19 protein-coding genes are annotated in these 20,961 nt (G+C 48.6%); 12 read left to right on the top strand and 7 right to left on the bottom strand.

Annotated elements, in window-relative coordinates:
- The 5 genes from OIR97_RS11325 to OIR97_RS11305 form a co-directional block, all read right to left on the bottom strand.
- Positions 1-1,011 carry an ABC transporter ATP-binding protein gene (locus tag OIR97_RS11325; RefSeq protein ID WP_169545737.1) on the bottom strand — a complete coding sequence of 337 codons (1,011 nt, stop codon included), beginning with the start codon at positions 1,009-1,011 and terminating at the stop codon, positions 1-3.
- A complete protein-coding gene (locus OIR97_RS11320; protein WP_169545736.1) occupies positions 1,004-1,987 on the bottom strand; it encodes an ABC transporter ATP-binding protein in 984 nt (327 codons plus the stop codon). Before OIR97_RS11320 ends, OIR97_RS11325 begins: the two co-directional genes overlap by 8 nt.
- Positions 1,984-2,880 (bottom strand): ABC transporter permease, encoded by an 897-nt coding sequence (locus OIR97_RS11315; RefSeq protein ID WP_169545735.1) that lies wholly within the window; start codon positions 2,878-2,880, stop codon positions 1,984-1,986. The genes OIR97_RS11320 and OIR97_RS11315 overlap by 4 nt, the downstream gene beginning before the upstream one ends.
- On the bottom strand, positions 2,880-3,854 hold the full coding sequence (locus OIR97_RS11310) for an ABC transporter permease (protein WP_169545734.1): 975 nt from the start codon (positions 3,852-3,854) through the stop codon (positions 2,880-2,882). Before OIR97_RS11310 ends, OIR97_RS11315 begins: the two co-directional genes overlap by 1 nt.
- Before the next feature lie 67 nt (positions 3,855-3,921).
- On the bottom strand, positions 3,922-5,586 hold the full coding sequence (locus OIR97_RS11305) for an ABC transporter substrate-binding protein (protein ID WP_169545733.1): 1,665 nt from the start codon (positions 5,584-5,586) through the stop codon (positions 3,922-3,924).
- A 200-nt stretch (positions 5,587-5,786) separates the two neighbouring features.
- Between OIR97_RS11305 and OIR97_RS11300 the strand changes: the two genes are divergently transcribed.
- From OIR97_RS11300 to OIR97_RS11260, 9 genes are all read left to right on the top strand, one after another.
- On the top strand, positions 5,787-6,701 hold the full coding sequence (locus tag OIR97_RS11300) for a LysR substrate-binding domain-containing protein (protein ID WP_169545732.1): 915 nt from the start codon (positions 5,787-5,789) through the stop codon (positions 6,699-6,701).
- A gap of 24 nt (positions 6,702-6,725) precedes the next feature.
- Positions 6,726-7,694: a M14 family metallopeptidase gene (locus tag OIR97_RS11295; protein WP_169545731.1), complete on the top strand. Its 969-nt coding sequence runs from the start codon at positions 6,726-6,728 to the stop codon at positions 7,692-7,694.
- A 290-nt stretch (positions 7,695-7,984) separates the two neighbouring features.
- On the top strand, positions 7,985-8,704 hold the full coding sequence (locus tag OIR97_RS11290) for a GntR family transcriptional regulator (protein ID WP_169545730.1): 720 nt from the start codon (positions 7,985-7,987) through the stop codon (positions 8,702-8,704).
- A gap of 27 nt (positions 8,705-8,731) precedes the next feature.
- Positions 8,732-10,006, top strand: coding sequence for an S-methyl-5-thioribose kinase (mtnK, locus tag OIR97_RS11285; RefSeq protein WP_169545729.1), 1,275 nt, complete (start codon positions 8,732-8,734; stop codon positions 10,004-10,006).
- Positions 10,003-11,538 (top strand): sugar ABC transporter ATP-binding protein, encoded by a 1,536-nt coding sequence (locus tag OIR97_RS11280; protein WP_169545728.1) that lies wholly within the window; start codon positions 10,003-10,005, stop codon positions 11,536-11,538. Before mtnK ends, OIR97_RS11280 begins: the two co-directional genes overlap by 4 nt.
- 10 nt (positions 11,539-11,548) lie before the next feature.
- Positions 11,549-12,529: an ABC transporter permease gene (locus OIR97_RS11275; protein WP_169545727.1), complete on the top strand. Its 981-nt coding sequence runs from the start codon at positions 11,549-11,551 to the stop codon at positions 12,527-12,529.
- A 35-nt stretch (positions 12,530-12,564) separates the two neighbouring features.
- Positions 12,565-13,620 carry a sugar ABC transporter substrate-binding protein gene (locus tag OIR97_RS11270; protein WP_169545726.1) on the top strand — a complete coding sequence of 352 codons (1,056 nt, stop codon included), beginning with the start codon at positions 12,565-12,567 and terminating at the stop codon, positions 13,618-13,620.
- An 81-nt stretch (positions 13,621-13,701) separates the two neighbouring features.
- Entirely contained in the window at positions 13,702-14,772 is a 1,071-nt protein-coding gene (gene mtnA / locus OIR97_RS11265) for an S-methyl-5-thioribose-1-phosphate isomerase (RefSeq protein WP_219821733.1), read from the top strand.
- 2 nt (positions 14,773-14,774) lie between these two features.
- Positions 14,775-15,431, top strand: a complete 657-nt coding sequence (locus tag OIR97_RS11260) for a class II aldolase/adducin family protein (protein WP_169545724.1) — start codon at positions 14,775-14,777, stop codon at positions 15,429-15,431.
- Between the two features lie 4 nt (positions 15,432-15,435).
- On the opposite strand, the gene OIR97_RS11255 is transcribed toward OIR97_RS11260, so the two are convergent.
- Complete coding sequence (locus OIR97_RS11255) at positions 15,436-16,083, bottom strand: alternative oxidase (RefSeq protein WP_169545723.1); 648 nt, start codon at positions 16,081-16,083, stop codon at positions 15,436-15,438.
- Between the two features lie 157 nt (positions 16,084-16,240).
- Between OIR97_RS11255 and OIR97_RS11250 the strand changes: the two genes are divergently transcribed.
- Both OIR97_RS11250 and OIR97_RS11245 read left to right on the top strand, forming a co-directional pair.
- Complete coding sequence (locus OIR97_RS11250) at positions 16,241-17,008, top strand: SDR family oxidoreductase (protein ID WP_169545722.1); 768 nt, start codon at positions 16,241-16,243, stop codon at positions 17,006-17,008.
- A gap of 9 nt (positions 17,009-17,017) precedes the next feature.
- Positions 17,018-18,211: an MFS transporter gene (locus tag OIR97_RS11245; RefSeq protein WP_169545721.1), complete on the top strand. Its 1,194-nt coding sequence runs from the start codon at positions 17,018-17,020 to the stop codon at positions 18,209-18,211.
- Here the strand turns inward: OIR97_RS11245 and OIR97_RS11240 are convergent.
- Positions 18,208-19,443, bottom strand: a complete 1,236-nt coding sequence (locus OIR97_RS11240; RefSeq protein WP_169545720.1) for a hypothetical protein — start codon at positions 19,441-19,443, stop codon at positions 18,208-18,210. The two genes, OIR97_RS11245 and OIR97_RS11240, sit on opposite strands and share 4 nt — an antisense overlap.
- A gap of 232 nt (positions 19,444-19,675) precedes the next feature.
- Between OIR97_RS11240 and OIR97_RS11235 the strand changes: the two genes are divergently transcribed.
- Positions 19,676-20,926, top strand: coding sequence for an MFS transporter (locus OIR97_RS11235; protein WP_169545719.1), 1,251 nt, complete (start codon positions 19,676-19,678; stop codon positions 20,924-20,926).
- Positions 20,927-20,961: the final 35 nt, after the last annotated feature.

Raw genomic sequence — 20,961 nt, 5'->3', positions numbered from 1 at the left:
TTAATTCTCGTTTAAATGACAGGCGGACTGGTGGTCCACATTGAGGGATTTAAGGGTGGGGATTTCCGTTTTGCAAATGGGTTTTGCAAACGGGCAGCGAGGATGGAAGTGGCACCCACTTGGTGGGTCCAGCGGAGAGGGGATCTCACCTTCGATCGGGGTGAAATCGGAATGCCGGGTATTCAGCCTCGGAATTTCACGCAGGAGCGCTTGAGTATACGGATGATTAGGGTTCTCAAACAATTCTTCTGTGGTCGCGGATTCAACCACACGCCCCAGATACATGATGACAATGCGATCTGAAATATGTTCAACCACACCCAGATCGTGGGAGATAAACAGATAGGTCAAATCCAGTTGTTTCCGCAGATCCATGAACAGGTTGAGAACCTGTGCCTGAATTGAAACATCCAATGCAGCAACGGCTTCATCGCAAACTATGAATTCAGGTTGGACCGCGAGCGCACGTGCAATCCCAATCCGTTGGCGCTGACCCCCTGAGAACTGATGCGGATACCGGTCTTTATAGTCCGGGTCCAAACCGCAGCGCATCATCACATCATCAAGATATTCTTCAATGTCTCGTTTTTTGACAAGCCCATGGATTTGGGGCGCTTCCCCCAAAATTTCGCGGACTTTCAATCGCGGGTTAAGGGAGGCAAAGGGATCCTGAAAAATCATCTGGATTTTCAGGGCCACTTCCTTGGCCGCTGCGCCGCTTAGATCGTCAACTTTTTTGCCTTCAAAATAGATATTGCCTGCGGTTTGGGGAAGAATGCCAGCAACCATGCGACCAAGCGTTGACTTGCCGCAGCCAGACTCGCCGACCAAACTGACAACTTCGCCCTTTTTGATGCTGATGGACACATCATCAACGGCATGAACGACTTCTTCTTTAATATCCGAGCCCAGTTTCTGAGCAATTTTTTCTGCAAAGTCGAGCGGTTTAACGAATTTCTTGGAAATGTTTCTAATTTCCAGAATGGGTGTTTCCGTAGCTTTATCAGACACCGGAGATCTCCTTTGCACGATGACATCTTACTTTACGGCCATCTTCCAAGATACTGATTTCCGGCGCTATATTGCATTCATCCTGCACGTATTTGCAGCGTTGGCTGAACGCACATCCTGCGGGCAGGTTTAACAAAGAGGGGGTCATGCCCGGAATTTGATTAAGCGCCTGACCGCGCTTGTTACGGCTTGGAACGGATCCGATCAGCCCTTCACTATAGGGGTGTCTGGGGTTGTCCAAAACCGCATCCACCGGACCCGTTTCGACAACTTTACCGGCATACATGACACATACTTTGTCGGCAAGACCTGCAACAACTGTCAGATCATGGGTGATCCAGACAAGGGCTGTGCCGGTTTCCCGGCAGAGTTTCTGTGTTTCAAACAGGATCTGGGCCTGAATGGTAACGTCAAGAGCCGTCGTTGGCTCGTCGGCGATAATCAAATCAGGTTTGTTCAGAAGGGCAATTGCGAAGGCCACCCGTTGACGCATGCCCCCTGAAAACTGATGGGGATAGGATTTGAGGCGTTCTTCAGGTGAAGGAATGCCAACCTGACCCAAGGCATCTCTTGCGCGGCTGAAAGCCTCTTTCTTTGAGATGTTTTCATGGGCGCGAATGGCCTCAATCATCTGGGTATCAATCCGCAATACCGGATTGAGGGTCATCATTGGGTCCTGAAAGACCATTGAAATTTTTGATCCCCTGATTTTCCGATACTGATCTTCGGAATACTGGGTCAGGTCGTCTCCTTTAAAAAGGATTTGTCCGCCGGTCACTTTGCCGGGCGCATCAACAAGCCCCAATATTGAAAAGCCCGTCACGGATTTACCAGAACCGGACTCGCCGACGAGCCCGAGGACTTCCCCGCGATCTACTGAAAAACTGACATCATTAACAGCGTCAACAATGCCGGCCTTGGTAAAAAACTGCGTTTGCAGGTTTTTGACTTCAAGTGTTGGTTCAGAATTACTCATTTTTTCAGCCTCGGATTTAGGACATCTCTCAGCTGATCGCCGACAAGATTGATGCTGACAATTGTGATGAGAAGCGCAAGACCGGGGTAAAAACTCACCCAGTAGTCACCGCTTAGCATGTAGTCAAAACCGTTCTTGATCAAAAGACCGAGTGACGGCTCGGTAATCGGAACACCGATCCCAAGGAAAGAGAGTGTCGCTTCCAATGCAATGGCATGCGCCACCTGAACTGTCCCGACGACAATAAGCGGCGGTGTGCAGTTTGGCATAAGATGTTTGAACACAATACGTCTGTGGTCGATCGCCAGACAGGTTGCGGCTTCGATATATTCTTTTCGGCGCTCTACAAGGGCGGTTCCCCTGATTGTTCGGGCGTAGTAAGCCCACTGAACCGCGACCAGTGCAATGATGATTTTATCAATCCCCTGCCCAAGGGCAGACACAAGGATCAGTGCGATCAAGATCCCCGGGAAACTCAGCTGCAAATCGGCAATACGCATGATCAGCGTATCCACGCGTCCACCAAAATAAGCGGCAATCAGTCCAAGGGCACCGCCAAAAATTAACGCAATCAACGTCGACAGGGCCCCTACGGCCAAACTCGTCCGCAAGCCATAAAATATGCCGGATAACAAATCGCGACCCTGATCATCGGTTCCCAACCAATAGGTCATGGTAGCGCCTTCTGAACCGGGGGCCAAACGGCCGTCCATGAAATCAATCTGGGTCAGATCATACGGATCTTGCGGGGTGATCCAAGGGGCAAAGACAGCCGCAAAAATAAGGCTGACAAAAACAATGAAGCCAACGACGGCCAGTTTTTTTTCTGCAAACTCAGAGATAAACTGACGCCATGGATTTACGCCTTTTTCTTTTGTGAGGGTCGCTGACATTAGTTGGACCCTCCCAAACGAACGCGTGGATCAAGAACTGAATAAAGAATATCGACGATAAAGTTGATCAAAATAAACATTGTCACCGTCAGCAGCAGATAGGCCACCACAACAGGGCGGTCCAGATTGCTGATACTATCGATCAATAGCTTTCCAATACCAGGCCAGGCAAAAACAGTTTCAGTAACTACGGCAAAGGCAATAACATTACCAAGCTCAAGACCAAGAACTGTTACAACAGGGATCATGATGTTTTTAAGCACATGGACACAGATAATCCGTGTGTCTGAGACCCCTTTGGCGCGGGCAAATTTAATGTAATCCTGCAAAAGAACCTCTTTTGTGCCGGACCGGGCCAGACGGATCACCAGTGACATCTTAAATAATGCCAGATTAAAAGCGGGCAAAAGGATATGGGATAGCCCTTCCCAGGACAGAAAACTGACTGGAATACCGAACAGGTCCGTTGTTTCGCCACGACCAGAGGCCGGCAGCCACCCCAAGGAAACTGAGAAGAGCATAATCAGAATAAGACCCACCCAGAATGTTGGAAGGCTGAACCCTAGAATAGAGCCGGTCATGATCGTTCGTCCGATAAAACTATCGTCTTTCAGACCGGCAATCATGCCCAGTGGAACGCCAATAATAACCGCGAGGCCGACCGCAACAACAGCAAGTTCGAGCGTTGCTGGCAGGCGCGTTAAAATTATGTCCAGGGCTGGTGTGTTATGAACAAACGAATTTCCCAAGTCACCACTTAGAGCATTGGATAGAAACAGGCCGTATTGTGTCCATATGGGTTTATCTAACCCAAGGCGGCGCATTGTTTCTTCCTGTTCCGCAATATCGGCTTCAGGGTTGATGAGAATATCCACCGGGTTACCGATGGCATAAACCCCGGCAAAAACAATAATGGACATCACGAACAGGACGACGACACTTTGCGATAGGCGTCGAATGGTGAAGGCGAGCAAGGGATTTCTCCTGAATTTTAATAAAAACCGGGCTCTGGATATAGAGCCCGGTTTTCAGTACTTGGTATTAGTTTGCAGACGTAATGCCAGTAGCAATCGTATACTGGTCTGCCCGCGCTTTGTAGGTCAGGCCTTTACGATGCGCCCAGGTCGTCACTTCGAAATGAAGCGGCAAAATAGAGTAATCACTCATTGCCTGACGGCTGGCTTCCTGAAGAATTTTTTCGCGCTTGGCTTCGTCAACAGTTGCCAGAGCAGTCAGGATTTTCTTGTCCAGATCAGGGTTGCTGTAACGGCCACGGTTTGTACCGCCAAGGCCGGTTTCTTTACTGCGTGTCCCGACGAGAGCCCGCAATGGGTTCGACATTTCACCCGTACCGGCGCCCCAACCTGCAAGATAGATTGAAAACTCGTACTTGTTCCGTGTTTTAAAGAAAACACTTTTTGTCATGGCATTGACGGATGTTTTGACGCCGATGCGTGTGAACATCTGTGCAATAACCTGCGCAACCTTTGCATCATTGATGTACCGGTCATTCGGTGTGCCAAGAACAAGTTCAAATCCATTTGGGTAGCCTGCTTCAGCCAGAAGTTTTTTGGCGCCTTCTGGATCATAAGCTTCATGCTTCATGCCAGGATTGGTGCCGAAGAAACCCTGCGGCAGTAACTCGCCGGCAGGAACAGCAACGCCGCCCATGATTTTTGAAACAATGGCATCGCGGTTGATGGCTTTGGACAAAGCCTGGCGAACGCGGATATCAAGGAACGGGTTCTTTTCGCATTCTTTCGAAGCGCAAGGACCTTCGCCTTCATATTTAGCCGTTGCTTTACCAGTGCCTTTAACACCGTTTGATGTTGGCCCAAACTGATCCATGTGTAGGTAAATGACACGGTTTGACAGTCCTTGGGACAGTTCAAACTTTGGATTGGATTTCAGCTTGTCCAGATCTTGCGTTGGCGGTGCCGCAATAAAGTCGACGTCACCCGCGAGCAATGCTGACATACGGGCTGCTGCATTGGTAATCGGCTTGATAACAACTTTATCCCATTCGGTTTTTGCACCCCAATAGTCATTGTTTTTCTCATAAACGAGACGATCGCCTTTGACAAATTCTGAGAATTTCAAAGCGCCTGTACCAATTGTTGCTTTGCCGCTGTTGAAATCAGCAGTGCTTGGGAAGTTTTTAATTCCGCAATCTGCTTTATCATAGGCTATCGGGCCTGTAACGCCGTTTGCTGCAGCCGACAGAATGCCCCAGTTGGCAAAGTAAGTGGGCAGAAGAGGCGTTGGGCTATCAGTGTTAACAATCAGTGTGTAATCGTCAGGTGTTTCAAAGCCGCTGATTGCTTTGGTAAAGCTTTCAAAGCTGGAAGGGCTGTTTGGAACGTTTGGGATGCGGCACGCTGAATAAATGACATCAATTGCCTTGAATTCAGTTCCGTCGTGGAACTTCACACCTTTACGGAGTTTGAATTCCCAGGTTTTTTCGCCTGTTGGTTTCCAGGATTCAGCCAGCAGTGGGCCTAGATTCTGTTTTTCGTCCTGATTGACCAATGATTCAAATACATGGCGACGGACCGCATTATTGGGTCCCAGGTTGTGGTAATGAGGGTCAATGGCGCTTGGCTCAGCGGGCAACCCAATCGTAAGTGTTTCAGCGTGTGAAACGCCGGGTAACGCAAGCGTAACGGCCAAGGCAGCCGCTGCCAGGCCCCGTTTTTGATTAAACATTTTATGCTCCCTGCACAGGTAGTAAAATCCAGTTCTTCTGGATGGTCTCACTTTATAAGACGATCAAAATTCCTGCATTGATCTGACCGCACTCTAGACAAAATTATGCGTATATGTATAGTCCTTTTTTTATCTTATGCATCCAGTGCATACTACCAACAATATAATAAGTCTCATTTTAAGTGAGACGGACAGGGAAAATGCCTGATTTTTCAGCCGGTTTAAACTTCCGCCAGCTCGAAATCTTTAACGCCGTTGTTGAAGAAGGGTCAACCACACGCTCGGCCATTCGTCTGGGTATCTCGCAGCCAGCGGTCAGTCGAAATGTTAATCAGTTAGAAAATGATATCGGATTCGCGTTATTCGACCGCGTGGGCGGGCGTTTGGTGCCGACAAAATTTGCGTTAAGGCTACAAGCGGAAACGAAGAAAGCCTTTATGGGTATCGAAAGGGTGGTCAAGGATGCGCAGGATGAAGACACCGTGCAAAGCGGTAAAATTCAGATTGCGGCGGTTCCCAGTCTGAGCCTAAGTTTCCTTCCCAAAGCGATCAAAGAATTTATTCTGGACTATCCAGAAGTCTCTATTTCGATTGAAACAAGAACAAGCCGGACGTCGCTTGAGATGCTGGCGAACCAGCGGGTGAATGTGGCGTTGGTATCGATGCCGATTTCTCATCCTGGCGTGAAAATGGAAATATTGGATTCTCCTAAAGCCGTTTGTGTTGTTCCCAAAGAGCATCGATTGGCAAAAAAAGAAGTCGTGGGGATAGAGGATCTTATCGGCGAGAACCTTATTCCAATGATGCAGGGGCATAATTCCCGCCACCGTCTGGAAGAGTTGTTTGCCGCAGAGGGGTATTTGCCAAAATTCAAGCTGGAAACGTCAACCATTGAAATGGCCTGCGTTTTGGTGGAGCAGGGCCTTGGCATTACAATTGTGAACGAAATTACGGCCGCGCGGCATCGCCGGTTTGGGGTGGAGCTGATACCGTTTAAACAGTCCATGAATTATGCTTACGCCTTCGGATTTCCCGCAAAACATCCACCCTCGGAAATCACCCGAATATTCGTCACATATGTCAAAGAATATGTGAAAAAGAACTTCAATAATTAAAACTGTAAAATAGAAAGCAGAACCATGAGCAATACAGAAGTACCCAAATTTGACGTTGAATTGCAGGCTCCTGATATCAGTGCCTATAAAGAGGGAAATACGGGTATCGACTATATTTCGACCTATGATTCAGGGGTGGATGGTCCTCATGTGATGATCAGTGCCGTTGTTCATGGAAACGAGCTTTGCGGCGCAATCGCGGTTGATCATTTGCATAAACAGAAGGTGCGCCCGCTTCGGGGCAAGCTTACGCTTGCTTTTATGAATGTCGCGGCCTTTCATAGCTTCAATCCGGAAGATCCCACTAAATCCCGATTTGTTGATGAGGATTTTAACCGGGTTTGGACCGCAGAGACACTGGACGGACCGCGGGATAGCGTCGAGCTGAAGAGGGCACGGGAAGTGCGTCCGATTGTTGATGCTGTAGATTTCGTTCTGGACATTCATTCGATGCTGATTTCGCCCGCCCCGTTGATGATGGCGGGGCCCGTCGCGAAAGGCCGTAAACTTGCTAAAGATGTTGGTTTGCCGAAATTCGTGATTTCTGATGCGGGCCATAAAAATGGTACTCGTATGCGGGATTATGGGGACTTTATTAATCCCAATAGTCCAAAAAACGCGTTGCTTGTTGAGTGCGGAACTCATTGGGCCGCTGAAACAGGCGCGCTGGCGATTAAATCTGCCTATCAGTTCCTGCATGTCTTTGGCATGATCTCTGACGATCTGCTCAACGCGTTCGGCCCGACCGCAGACGACCTGCCCAAACAAACCTTCGTGGAGGTAAGTGGTCCCTATACGGTACAAACAGATGATTTCCGCTATGCTGACGCTTATGAAGGCATGGAAATTCTGGAAAAGGCCGGCACAGTGATCGGGTATGATGGGAATGACCCGGTCGAAACCCCGTATGACAATTGCGTGATGGTCATGCCCTCGCTGAATATCAAAAAAGGGGAAAGCGCTGTTCGGTATGGTAAAATACTCGATATGTAAACGACCCTTCCAGTAAGAGTGGTTGAGCGTTCAAGCGGCGGGATAGAGTCCCGCCGCTTTTTTATTGGTGTACACCCTGATTTTCGGGTGTTGTGGCTCATTAAAAAAGGGTGAGGGGGGGAACTTTCATAAAACTGTCAGAATTATTATTGACATTCATCAGATGAATTTGCATCATATTCATCAGATGAATTTTGAATTACTGCTGAAAAACACATAAAAATAAGGTTTAAGCGGATAATTGTTCAAAATTAGTCAGATGAATGTGTGTGTGATTCTTGGGGCATCAGATGAATTTACATATGGAAAAACCGCTTCAAGCAAGAGTTCAGGATGCGATTATTGATTTCATCTCGGACAAAAAGCTGACAGGTGGGGACCGGTTGCCGACTGAACCAGAGCTTCAGGAGCTTTTGGGCGTGGGCCGCTCTACATTGCGCGAAGCGATGGCCAACTTGGAATCCAAGGGAATTCTTGAGCGCATTCAGGGGAAGGGCACGTTCATTCGTCAAATTCCTATTCTGCTTGAAAATGGCTTGGATGAATTACGATCCGTTTCAGAGCATATCCGATCTGTCGGCGCTACCCCTTCTACCAGTCGTTTGGAAGTTACGTTTTTGGCGGCGGATGAAGCGATTGCTGAAAAACTGCGGATTGACGTTGGGGACGAAGTTGCAAAAATCGAGCGTGTGCGCCGTGCCGATAAAGCATTGGCGGCATATTGCATCGATATCGTGCCCAAAAAACTATTACCACAGGTAACCGAAGAAGAGTTTGCGGGATCGTTGTTTGAGTTATTCGATGACCACGACCGTATTGTTTCCCATGCGGAAAGTGTCCTCCATCCCACGGTATTGACCCGCCGTGACCTCCCCGAACTTAAAAGTGAGATAGGGCTCTTTCTGCTTTTCGATGAAGTTTTTTACGACAGCCGGGGCGTCGCGCTTTGTTATAGCAACGATTATTACAGCGCTGACATTTTTGATTTTCGAATTGTTCGTCGTCGTTAACAACAGAATTAAGAGGCAAAATTCAGTATGGAATATCGTCAACTGGACATAAAGACTGCAGCAGAATATGTGCGGGACCTCCCGGAAATGCAGGATCTTTTTACGGATTTTGAGGATTTGGACATTCAGGAGGTCGGGGACGGAAACCTCAACTTCGTGTTTATTGTTACCAATCGGAAGACCCCTTCTGAAACAGTTGTTTTAAAGCAGGCGGTTCCTTTTCTGCGGGTTGTTGGCGAGTCTTGGCCCTTGTCCCGTGAGCGGATGCAGTCTGAAGTCAGGGCGTTGAAATTTCAGGAAAGTATTTGCCCGGGTCTGGTCCCCAAAATTTATCATTCGTCTGATGATATGTCCCTGGTCATCATGCAGAACCTGAACGAGCATGAAATTATCCGTGGGTCGATCATGAAGGGAACTGTGTTTCCAGAGCTTGCCGATCACGTTTCAACTTTTGTTGCGCGCACTCTTTTTTATTCGTCGGACCTGTATCTGGGACATGATGAAAAGAAAAAACTGGTTGGCGAGACCATCAATATTGAGCTGTGTAAGATCACAGAAGATTTTGTCTTTACCCATCCATTTGAAGACAACGAAACCAACGAATATAATCCGGCTTTATCAAAAGATGCGATTGACCGGATCCAACGATCCCCCGATGTCCGCGCCGCGGTTGGCGAGATGAAATACGCCTTTATGACAAAAGCCGAAGCACTGCTTCACGGTGACTTGCATATTGGCTCGATCATGGCGAATGAACAAGAAACCTACATTATTGATCCTGAATTTTCCTTTTATGGCCCTATGGGCTTTGATTTGGGGGCAATGATCGGAAACCTGTTTCTTGCTTATTTTTCCCATGATTATCGCCAACGGAAAATGGGAAATGATCCGTTTGAATATCGCCAGTGGCTGTTGCAGTGTGCCGAGCAGGTTTGGAACGGATTTGAAGAGAAATTCCTCGCGTTATGGCGGGCCCATGACGAAAAACAGGGAACAAGTTTCTTTGGCAAAGACTTGAACGACGATTGTGCAGAAGCGTTCCGTCAGAAATTCATGAAGCGATTGTTTGCTGATATGATCGGTTTTGCCGCCTGTAAGATGATGCGCCGTATTGTCGGCCTCGCCAAGGTCGCGGATATAGCAGATATCGAAGATCCTGAAGAACGGGCAAAAGCAGAAGAGAATGCCCTTCGCATGGGGGCTGAAATGGTTGTTCGCCGCCATGAGTATGCATCGTTTGAAGAGCTTGCATTGCTCGCCATTGAAATCTCTCCTCTTTCCGGGGGAGCAACCCCGTCATGACGGATCAAAAAGGGATTCAGGTCCGCAACATCGGGAAAAGCTTTGGCGCAACACGGGCGTTGGACAATGTTTCGTTTGATTTTAAACCGGGCGAGATTTTCGCCATGGTTGGTGCAAATGGGGCCGGTAAATCAACGTTGATCAAGATTATCTGCGGCTATTATCCGGACTATGAAGGTGAAATCCTGATTGACGGTAAACCGGTCCGATTTTCCTCGCCGCATGATGCTACATCCAAGGGAATTGCGACGGTTCACCAGATCATCAATCAGGGCGTTGTCCAGACAATGACGGTCCGTGAAAATCTTGCCTTGGCCGAACTGCTGTCCAGTGAGGGCGGTTCTGTCTGGTACAGACCAAAGCAGATTGATGCCCGTGCTCGCGAAATTGCCGAGAAAATGGGCCTTCAAGGGATCGATTTTGATCAGGAAGTCTCAGAGCTCGAGCAAAGCGAGCGACAAATGATTGCGATTGCCCGCGCCTTGGCAACTGATCCCAAGCTTCTTATTTTGGACGAGCCCACATCTTCCATTTCGGAACGTGAAACAGAGTTTTTGTTTGAGACGCTGTTCCGGCTAAAGGCGATGGGGGTGAGCATTTTATATGTGTCCCACCGGTTGCATGAAATTGAACGGATTGCCGACCGGGTCGGCGTCATACGGGATGGGCAGTTTGGTGGCGTTTTGGATCGCCCCTTTAATGTTAAACAGATTGTCACCACAATGGTGGGTGAGCTTGAGCAGGATATTGAGCGGCATTCGCCTGATATTTCGGCTCAAAGTGTGCCTAAGCTTGAAATCAGGGATCTGGTTGTTGAAAAAGGTCAGGCGCCCCTAAACCTCAAAATCTTCAGTGGAGAAATCGTCGGTATTACGGGCTTGATCGGTGCGGGTAAAAGCGAGCTGGCAAATGTCCTTTTCGGGCTTGTCGCGCCAGTATCCGGTGATATTCTGATTGACGGCGTTTCAATCAAAAACCGATCTGTCTCTGAAGCAATCGAAAACGGTATTTTCATGGTGCCAGAGGACCGCGCAAACAACGCCGTCGTACCCGATTTCTCAATTCGCCAGAATATAACGCTTCCCTTTCTAAAGAAATTTTTCTCTAACCCGTTGGGCTTGCTTCGACATGGTTTTGAAAGCCGAGAAGCAACCCGAATGGTCCAGTCCATGGGGGTGAAATGTGAAAGTGAGACCACAAACATTGGGGATCTTTCCGGTGGCAATCAGCAAAAAGTCGTTGTGGCTCGGTGGTTGCTCACTGATTTTAACCTACTCATTCTGGACGAGCCCTTTCAAGGGGTGGACATTCGGTCCCGTCATGACATCAACGCCTATATCCATGCCAACCGGGGCGACCGGGCGATCCTGATGCTTGCCGCGGATCTGGACGAGGTTCTTGAGGTGGCTGATCGCGTTGTGGTGATGAACCACGGTCAGATCGTTGGCGAACAACATATTACAAAAATTGATCGGGAAGTGTTGCTGCACTGGACGTCTCAGTCCCCCGAAGATCTCAAATTGCAGGCCTAGTGGAGTAATCATGGAAAAATTAACGTCCTTTTCCATCAAGTACGGATTTATTATTGTTATGATCGCATCCTTTATTGGATTTGGTCTGGCCGAGCCTGCGTTTTGGGGCTGGCATAATTTGTTTTCGATCCTGCTTGGTGTGACCATTTATGGGATACTGGCCTTGGGCGTCACTTTTACGCTTGTTACAGATGGCCTTGATCTATCCGTTGGATCAACCGCCGCCATGTCGGTGATGATGGCTTCTTATTGCATGGTTGTTTTGGAAATGAGCGGTCTGTCCGCTTTATTTACCTGCCTTGCAATTGGCGCGCTGATCGGGTTGGTAAACGGCTTGCTGATCGTAAAGATTAAGATCCCGGATCTGCTGGCGACCCTTGGCACAATGTTTCTTATTCAAGGCTTGCAGTTAATCCCTTCAGGGGGACGCTCTATCGGTACAGGGATGATGCTGCCCAATGGTGATGAAGCAATGGGCGAGTTTTCCGAGAGCTTCCTTTATTTGGGGCAGGGACGGGTTTTCGATTTAATCCCTACGCCGGTTATTTTCATGATCGCCCTTGCGCTTGTTGTTTATCTTGTGCTTGAGCATACCCGTTGGGGCCGCGTTTTTTATGCAATTGGCGGGAATTCAGAAGCAGCCCGCCTGGTTGGGGCCAATGTTGATCGTTATAAGATCATGGCTTATGTCCTATCTGGTTTGATTGCCTCTTTCGGCGGCGTATTGCTGGCCGCCCGTGTGGGGCGCGGCGATGTTTCAAGCGGGTCCGGTCTTTTGCTGGATGCGGTCGGTGCAGCTCTGATCGGCTTTGCCGTACTGGGGGCGCGTAAGCCAAACGCTTTCGGAACCATCGTTGGTGCGATCTTTGTGGGCATGTTGCTAAACGGCTTGACCATGCTGAATTTACCATATTTCTGGCAAGACTTTATCAAAGGCTGTGTGCTTGTTTCCGCGCTCGCCTTCACTTTCAGTCTGGCCAAACAGCGTTAGTAAAAAGATTAAAAAAATCAATTGAGGAGGAAAAAATGACAGTAAAAGGCACGTTGAAGACCCTGGGTCTTGCCGGTGGATTGGCCGCCGGTTTGATGGGAATAGCAGGGGCCGCCGATGCTCCGAAACCCTTTGATGGATCAAAGAAGGTCCATATTGCCCTGATCCGCCAGATGGTGGAAGGCGAGTTTATGCAGATGTATCAGGCTGGTGCCGATCGTCAGGCAGATTTGTTAGGCGTGAAATTGACCACATTCGGCAAGAATATGGACAATCAGGCACAGGCAAATTTCGTCTATCAAGCCATTAATATGGGCGTTGATGGGATCATCATTGATCATGGTCTGACTGAAACCATGAAAAAACCGGCGGCTGATGCGGTTGCCAAAGGAATTCCTGTCGTTGCTTTTGATGTGGATTTGAAGCATCCTGAAATTAATCAGATTGCACAGGATGACCATCAGCTTGGTGCGATGTCACTCGAAGCCATGCTGCGTGACTACAGTGGTAAAGCGAATGTTGGTTATGTTTATGTTGCCGGTATTCTGCCCTTGGACAAGCGTCATGTGAGCTTTGAGAAGGTGAAAAAAGATAATCCTGGTGTTGTGGAAGTTGCACGCACGGGAACACTGGAATCTCCGTTTTCCGTCAAAAATGCGGAGCAGGTAAAAGCCGTTCTTCGGGCAAATCCAAACATCAATGCGTATTTCGCGCCGTTTGATGAATTTGGTAAAGGCGTGATTATGGCGCTCGAAGAAAATAACATGACGGATAAAGTTAAGGTCTATACTGCGGATATCTCAACACAGGATATTCAGTTGATGATTAAGCCAGGGAGCCCTTGGGCAGCAACCGCAGCAACAAACCCTGCGGCAATTGGGGCCGTTAGTGTTCGTGCGATTGCCAAGAAAATTGCTGGTGAAGAACTGGAACATGATATCACAATTCCACCCATGCTGTTTACTCAGGATATGCTAAAAGAAGCAGGTGTTAAGAATATGAAACAGTTGCGGACCAAATTCCCGAAATTCAACCATGTTGAACGGGCGACAGCGCCTTGGATACCTGTTGATAAAAAAGGCTTGTTTTAAAGCCTGACTGCGGGGCGGTTTCGATATAACCGCCCCATACTATATTATTATTTTTTTGTCCGATGAATGCAGGAGACATCAGTGCTTGATACAACATTGATAGCCGAAACTTTACCGAGAGCTGTAACCTGGAGCGATGGAGAACTGTATCTGTTGGATCAGACGCTGCTTCCTCAGGAAACCGTTATGGAAAAACAGGAAACAGCCGAACAGGTTTGGGAATCCATTCGCGTGCTAAAGGTGCGTGGTGCTCCTGCCATTGGTGTCGCGGGCGCCTATGGCTTATGTGTTGCCATGAAAGGGTTCCAGGATCTGGGGCTTACTGACTTCATCACTGAAATGGAAAAGCAGGCAGCTTATCTGGACAGCTCCCGGCCCACCGCCGTTAATTTGGGATGGGGGTTGCGGCGTATGGTTCGTATTGCCAAATCCGCCAAGGTTTCTTCTGCCGTAGAACTTTATAAAGTGCTGGTGACCGAAGCCGTCGCCATCCACGAAGAAGACAAGCGTCTTTGCCGGGGAATGGGCAATAATGGTGCCCCGCTGATCAAAGAAGGTATGGGCATTCTAACCCATTGTAACGCAGGTTCTTTGGCAACGTCTGAACTGGGGACTGCTACTGCACCCATGTATGTCGCCCATAGTCAGGGTGTCAAATTTCGCGTCTATGCCGATGAAACCCGGCCCTTACTGCAAGGGGCGCGGCTGACCAGTTGGGAACTTCAAAAATCTGGGATCGATGTAACTTTGATAACCGATAATATGGCGGCCCATATCATGTCCCAGGGACTGATTGATATGGTGATCGTCGGGACAGACCGTGTTGCCGCGAACGGTGATGTTGCCAATAAGATCGGAACCATGGGGGTTGCCATTTTGGCAAAACATTTTGGCATTCCTTTCTATGTCGCCTGCCCGTCCTCAACAATTGACCATGACACACCAACAGGTGCGGGAATTCCGATCGAAGAGCGGGAAGATCATGAGGTAACGAATTTCGGAGCGCGCCGGACAGCCCCTGAAAATATCAAAGTGCGCAACCCCGCGTTTGATGTGACGCCGAACGAACTTGTTGCCGGATTGATTACGGAAAAACAGATCATTACCGCGCCCTACACAGAAAATATCAACAGAATTTTCGGGCAGGACTGACCATGTCGGATACTATCTTGCGTAAAGAATTGCTGGATACAGCATTACAAATGAACGCTGTCGGGATCAATCAGGGATCAGCGGGAAACGTAAGTGTTCGAAATGATGGGGGGTATCTGATTACACCATCAGGGATGCCTTATGATGAATGCTCTCCTGCGGATATGGCTAAAATGACCCTGTCGGGAGACGCTTCTGGTCGACGTAAACCGTCCAGTGAATGGCGGTTTCATCAGGATCTGTATAAGGCCCGTGAGGATGCACAGGCCATCGTGCATGTGCACTCCACCTTTGCGACGACCCTCGCCTGTCTTGGAAAAGAGGTCCCTTCTTTTCACTATATGGTGGCGGTTGCAGGGGGTAAGACCATTCGGTGTGCGCCGTATCATACGTTCGGCACCCAGGCACTGTCTGATAATGTGGTTGAGGCAATGGTCGACCGCAAGGCCTGCCTGATGGCTAATCACGGTATGATTGCAATTGGACCGAGTCTGAAAAAAGCGCTGGCCATGGCCGTTGAGGTGGAAAAGCTCTGCGAGATCTATTGGCGGGTCCTGCAACTGGGTGGCGGAAATATGATCGAGGATGCTGAAATGGATCACATCCTCGAAAAGTTCCAAAGCTATGGGCAATTCACAAAAAAAGAAGCTGCCGTTTAATCGGTTATTGGGATGCCGCGGGCGTTAGTCTACCGGCAAGTTCGTCCGCGAATTTGTGATTAACGTCCCGGTGTCCAGCTTCATCTTCGCGGACGACAAGCACAACATCCCGCAAGCGAGCCGTTGGGGGAAGATCCCAATAATCGATCGCTATTTGGGGCGCAGGTACATTTTCGTGCCGCCCTTCGTCAATTTCTTCAAGATACCGCGTATAGCTGATAACAGCTTCCTCTTCAAAATAACCAACAACTCTATGGGCTGTTTTTGGTGCCAGAAGGTACAGAAAGAAAAAACAGTTATAGAATACAGCCTGAACACTCATAATCAGAAAACGTTCGAAAAGAGACGGTTTTGCGATCTGCACAAATGTCATCAGATGCATTCGCTCGTTCTCCGCCTCATCTAATAAGGTTTTGATCCATCCTTGATCGTTCTGAATATGGCGAATGGCTTTCAGATGCTGAAGCAGCCCGCCCACCATTCCAGGGACCGCAGCGACTGTTTCCAGAACAACAGCCCGGTGACCATATTGTTTGCGGAAAAACAAGTCGGCGCAGAAGCGCAAAAGCTTTACGAAAGCAAAGGCAAACTGATCGCTGGCACCGGAAGGTTTGACATGAACGTCCAATTTAACACCGTCCATTTTCGTCATGGTGATTTCCTTTCACACTGTAACGTGTTTTCATCCATAAAGAGTATATGGTGAGAATAAACGGGTACGCACTGTGGCAAGTAGACGCATCAAACAAGTCAGGTTACTGTGAATGATAAACGGTTCAGCCCAATAAAAAAAGAAAGAGGGGATGCACATGAGCGGGGAATTTTCTGGAAAATCAGTGTTAGTAACAGGCGGGGCATCTGGTATCGGCAAAGCGACGGTTTGCCAGTTTTTTGAACAAGGCGCAAATGTCCTTGTGACCGACATCAATGAAGAAGATGGCCGGGCATTGGTGGGTTATCTTGACGAGCCATTACGGGCTCAGTTTTTCAAGCTTGATGTTGCTTCGGAAAAGAACTGGGAAGACGCAATCGCCTTTCATAAAGCGACTTTCGGGCGCCTTGATATTCTGGTCAACAGTGCCGGAATTTCGATCGATAAGCCACTTGAAGAAATGCCATTGAAAGACTGGCAGTTTCAAAACTCGATAAATCTGGATGGTACTTTTCTGGGGGTTCGAAACGCTATTCGCGAGATGAAGCACGAAGGGGGAGCCATTGTGAACATCGCGTCTATCCTTGCGGATGTTGGCTTTTTTGGAGCAACCGGATATTGCGCTGGAAAGGCAGGGGTAAAAAATTTCACCAAGGCAGCCGCCCTTTATTGTGCGCAATATGGCTATAAAATCCGCATCAATGCAGTGATGCCTGGCTATATTGATACACCAATGGTGCAAAACGCGCTGGAAAAACAGGGCAACCCAAACTACCTTGCCGAAAAGCTTAGAAAACTACACCCTGTTGGGCATTTTGGGGAACCTGACGATATCGCAGCAGGTGTTCTTTTCTGTGCTTCTGAAAAAGCAAAATTCATGACCGGAACGTCTATCCCGATCGATGGCGGATATCTGGCGCAATAGGGGATTTGGATGACGATCCGGCGGGCTATTCTGTTTCTGGCATTCGGGGAAACACTGTTCTGGGCAGGTATCTATTATATCTTCCCGGCCTTGATTGTGCGTTGGGAAACAGATTTTGGATGGACAAAAGCTGAATTGACAGGGGCGCTAACGGCGTCGATTGTAAGCTCTGCGCTCATCGCCCCTTTTGCAGGGCGCCTGATAGATAAAGGCTATGGGCCGCATATTTTGGCCAGTGGCGGCTTTATGGGAGGCGTGTTTCTATTTTCTCTTTCCTTTATAGAGACCCTTCCTGCCTTTTATGGGATCTGGATCGTTCTTGGCATCTGTATGGGGTGTTGCCTGTATGACCCGTGTTTTTCTTTTCTGATCCGCACGCGCGGTGTTGAAGCAAAACGGGCGATCACACTGGTAACCCTGATTGCGGGGCTTGCGGGGACAGTTTCATTTCCCGTGTCTCATTTGATTTCCGATTATGCAGGGTGGCGCTTAGCTGCAACGTTTTTTGCGTTGCTGATTTGTGTCATTGGCGTGCCCCTTATGTGGTTTGGAGGTCAATATCTCGACCGCCACGCAGTTCCTCAAGACAAAGACGAGCCTACAACAGAAATCCCGCGGGAAGGCCAATACCGTTTTCTGCTGGGACCAACATTCTGGTTACTCGCTGCAGGTTTCACGTTGTTGTACATGAACCATGTCGCGGTGATTAATCACCTGTTGCTTTTGTTAAAAGAACGTCAGTTTGAGACCAGTCTCGCCATTCTGGCTGCAACCTTTATCGGCCCAATGCAGGTATTGGGGCGCCTTGCCATGATGTTCGCCGAACGGCATGTTTCAAATTTGATCGTCACCTGTCTGTGTTTTTCCTTCGTTATTCTTGGAAATCTTGCCTTGATCGGAACAAGTCTTTCGCCGGCTTTTCTGATTGCCTTCATTATCCTGCAAGGAAGTGGGATCGGCGTTATGAGTATTATGAAGCCGATTATTACGCGTGAAATTCTCGGGGCTGAAAACTTCGGGCTGAAGGCCGGAGCTCAATCGGTCCCCTATATGATTGGATCAGCATTTGCCGGGCTGATTGCCTCGCTAATCTGGGCGGTGGGCGGATATACGCTTGTCCTGAAGGTGCTGATCTGTGCACCGATTGTTGGACTTGCCTTATTCCTGTCGGCTTCCTTTCTGAAGGCCGCCAAACGGGGTTAGAGCGGTTTTGACGCCGTTGAGAATTTTGATACAGCGTTCCCAAGTTTTTCCGCGACCGTGATCGCGTCCGGTGGCGATCCATCTGAAAGGGTCGGGGCGCCTGCTTTGTCACCGCCAACAGCACGAATAATGTCTGGCATATGTTTTAACACTTCCGCTGGATATTGGGAGGTCAGGTCAGCCGCGATTTCGAGATAACTGACCCTACGCATTTGCGTCAATTCCGCCGCAAATGCGCGAATAAGGACAAAACCGATCGAAATGATGACGACGGTGACGAGAAAGGCACGAAAGGTCGCGACAAAAAACAGGGATTCAGAGCTGCGTAAACGACTTTGCAGGCCTTTTAGTTGATTGTTGTAACTGATTTTGGCCTGATCATATTGTGTTTTTTGTTTCTGTAACTTTTCGATATGCGTCTCAAGGGCCGTGACGATCTGCTGGATGTTTTTCTCTGCTCTATTGTTCAGGTTGTCTGAAGTTTTTCCCTCTGACACCCAATCGAGAAATGCATAAAGCGGGGTTTCCCTGTCTCCTTTTGGGAGTACTGAAATGTTGCCGTCCTGTTCGGTAAAGATCATCGCCGCCTCGATCCGGTTCGCGTAAGAGGCGTCGTTTCCCAGAATAATGGGTTTATATTCCATCCCCTCCCGCAACACTGGTGTAAGAGACGCCAAATCCACTGGATTGGTTCTGTAATTATCCGTTCCTCCTTTCTGTTGTGCCATTGTGACGAGGGGTTGCCATACATGAAGGGATAATTCTTTCAGTGTTGCCGGTTTTTCTTGTGTGTCGTAATTGCTGTACCGGTAATCTGTTGATAGGACCTTGTTTGACCGGCTTCCGCGACTGTCAGTTAAAATGACGCTTTTGTTGGTTTCGATACTGGTTACGGCGTGAACGATCGTCTGGTAATTATGATAAGCGCTTTCGGCGGGGTCATGTTTAAGAAACTTTTTTATCTGTTGAGTTGCGTCACTATAGGCAACCAGAAGGCTATCACTGTATTTTGCAAGGACCGTCGCGCTGTCACTTTGCAGGGTTAGCCTATCCAGTTGTTTTTGAGCGGTTTTCTTTTCCTCTTCGCCTAACGGGGCGCTGGCGATGATTTCTTCCAATGGGCTGATATACGAAACGATGAATGTGACGCCCAAGGTCCAAAGCAAGAGCAAAGCGATGACAATGGATATTCGGTTTGTTGATGTTTTTTTTATCGTTGCAAAATCCGGCATTCGCTTTCCCCCTCAGTGAACGAGTATATTATAATTTAATAATTTTATGTGGGAAAGCCCACTTTTTGTGACGAAAGTAATAGAAATCCTGCCAACTTTGTCCCTAGGACAAAGAAGAGGTTGCATCCGATTTGCGGGTATGGTGAGACAGAAGGACTGGTACATTATTAAAAGTAACTTCTATCTCTTTCGGAATTTCACGGATCAGCGATTTCCAGTTTGTGAGGCCCCAATGCGTCAAAGTTCAAATCTGTTTACGCCTGTTTTGATTGCGGGATGTTTTATCCTGATGACAGGTTTCGCCATTCGCGCCAGCTTTGGGGTATTTCAAATTCCAATCGCTGAGGAATTTGGCTGGTTACGGTCAGAATTTTCATTAGCGATTGCAATACAAAATCTGGCATGGGGTGTTGGGCAACCAATTTTTGGTGCTTTTGCGGAGAAATTTGGAGAACGTCGCGCCATTATTCTGGGGGCAGTTTTATATTCCATCGGGTTGATAATGAGCAGTTATGCTGTCACCCCGGAAAGCCATCAACTGCTGGAAATCCTTGTTGGGTTTGGTATTGCGGGTACAGGTTTTGGCGTCATTCTGGCGATTGTGGGGCGGGCGGCGTCTGAAGAGAACAGATCGATGGCTTTGGGGATTGCGACTGCCGCTGGTTCGGCCGGGCAGATTATCGGACCGCCAGCTGCGGTTTTCCTGTTGGAATATATGAACTGGTCCTCAGTGTTTCTGGTATTTGCCGGGGTCATTCTTTTGGTCTTGTTTGCCCTGCCTTTCCTGCGCGCTGAACAGCCAATGGCGACACGAGCAGAGCTGCACGAAAGTATGGGGGCGGTGTTAAAAAAGGCCTTCTATGATCCATCTTATTGTATGATTTTTCTGGGATTTTTCTCGTGTGGTTTTCAGCTGGCTTTTGTTACAGCCCATTTTCCTGCGTATATTACCGAGGTCTGTGCGGCCATTGCCCCTGATAGTATGATGCGCAGTCTGGGGATCAGTTCCACCTCTGCCCTTGGCGCCTTTGCGATTGCCATCATTGGTGCCGCAAATGTAATTGGAACTGTTGTCGCTGGGGCATTGGGTAAGCATTTTGCGAAAAAATACCTTCTCGTCTGGATCTATGTTGGGCGCACAGTTGCCTCGGCCGCGTTTATTCTTTACCCGATGACGCCAACAAGTGTTGTCCTGTTTTCGATTGTTATGGGAGCTTTGTGGCTGGCAACAGTGCCGCTGACGTCCGGATTGGTGGCTCATATCTACGGCCTTCGATATATGGGCACGCTTTATGGGATCGTGTTTTTCTCACACCAGCTCGGCTCTTTCATGGGCGTATGGCTCGGTGGGACATTATATGATCAGTTTGGATCCTATGATGCGGTTTGGTGGGTTGGCGTGGGTGTGGGAGCCTTTTCAGCCATCATTCATCTTCCAGTGAAAGAGAAACCCATTCACGAAAGGGCGCTTGCACCGGCCTGATGCCGTGGCGTCGCAGAGCGGTGGTGGAATAAGGT

Origin of the sequence: Sneathiella aquimaris, from assembly GCF_026409565.1 — a bacterium.
Taxonomy (GTDB): Bacteria; Pseudomonadota; Alphaproteobacteria; order Sneathiellales; family Sneathiellaceae; genus Sneathiella; species Sneathiella aquimaris.
Note: the sequence above shows the minus strand (reverse complement) of the source record. Positions and strands in the feature narration are given on the sequence as shown.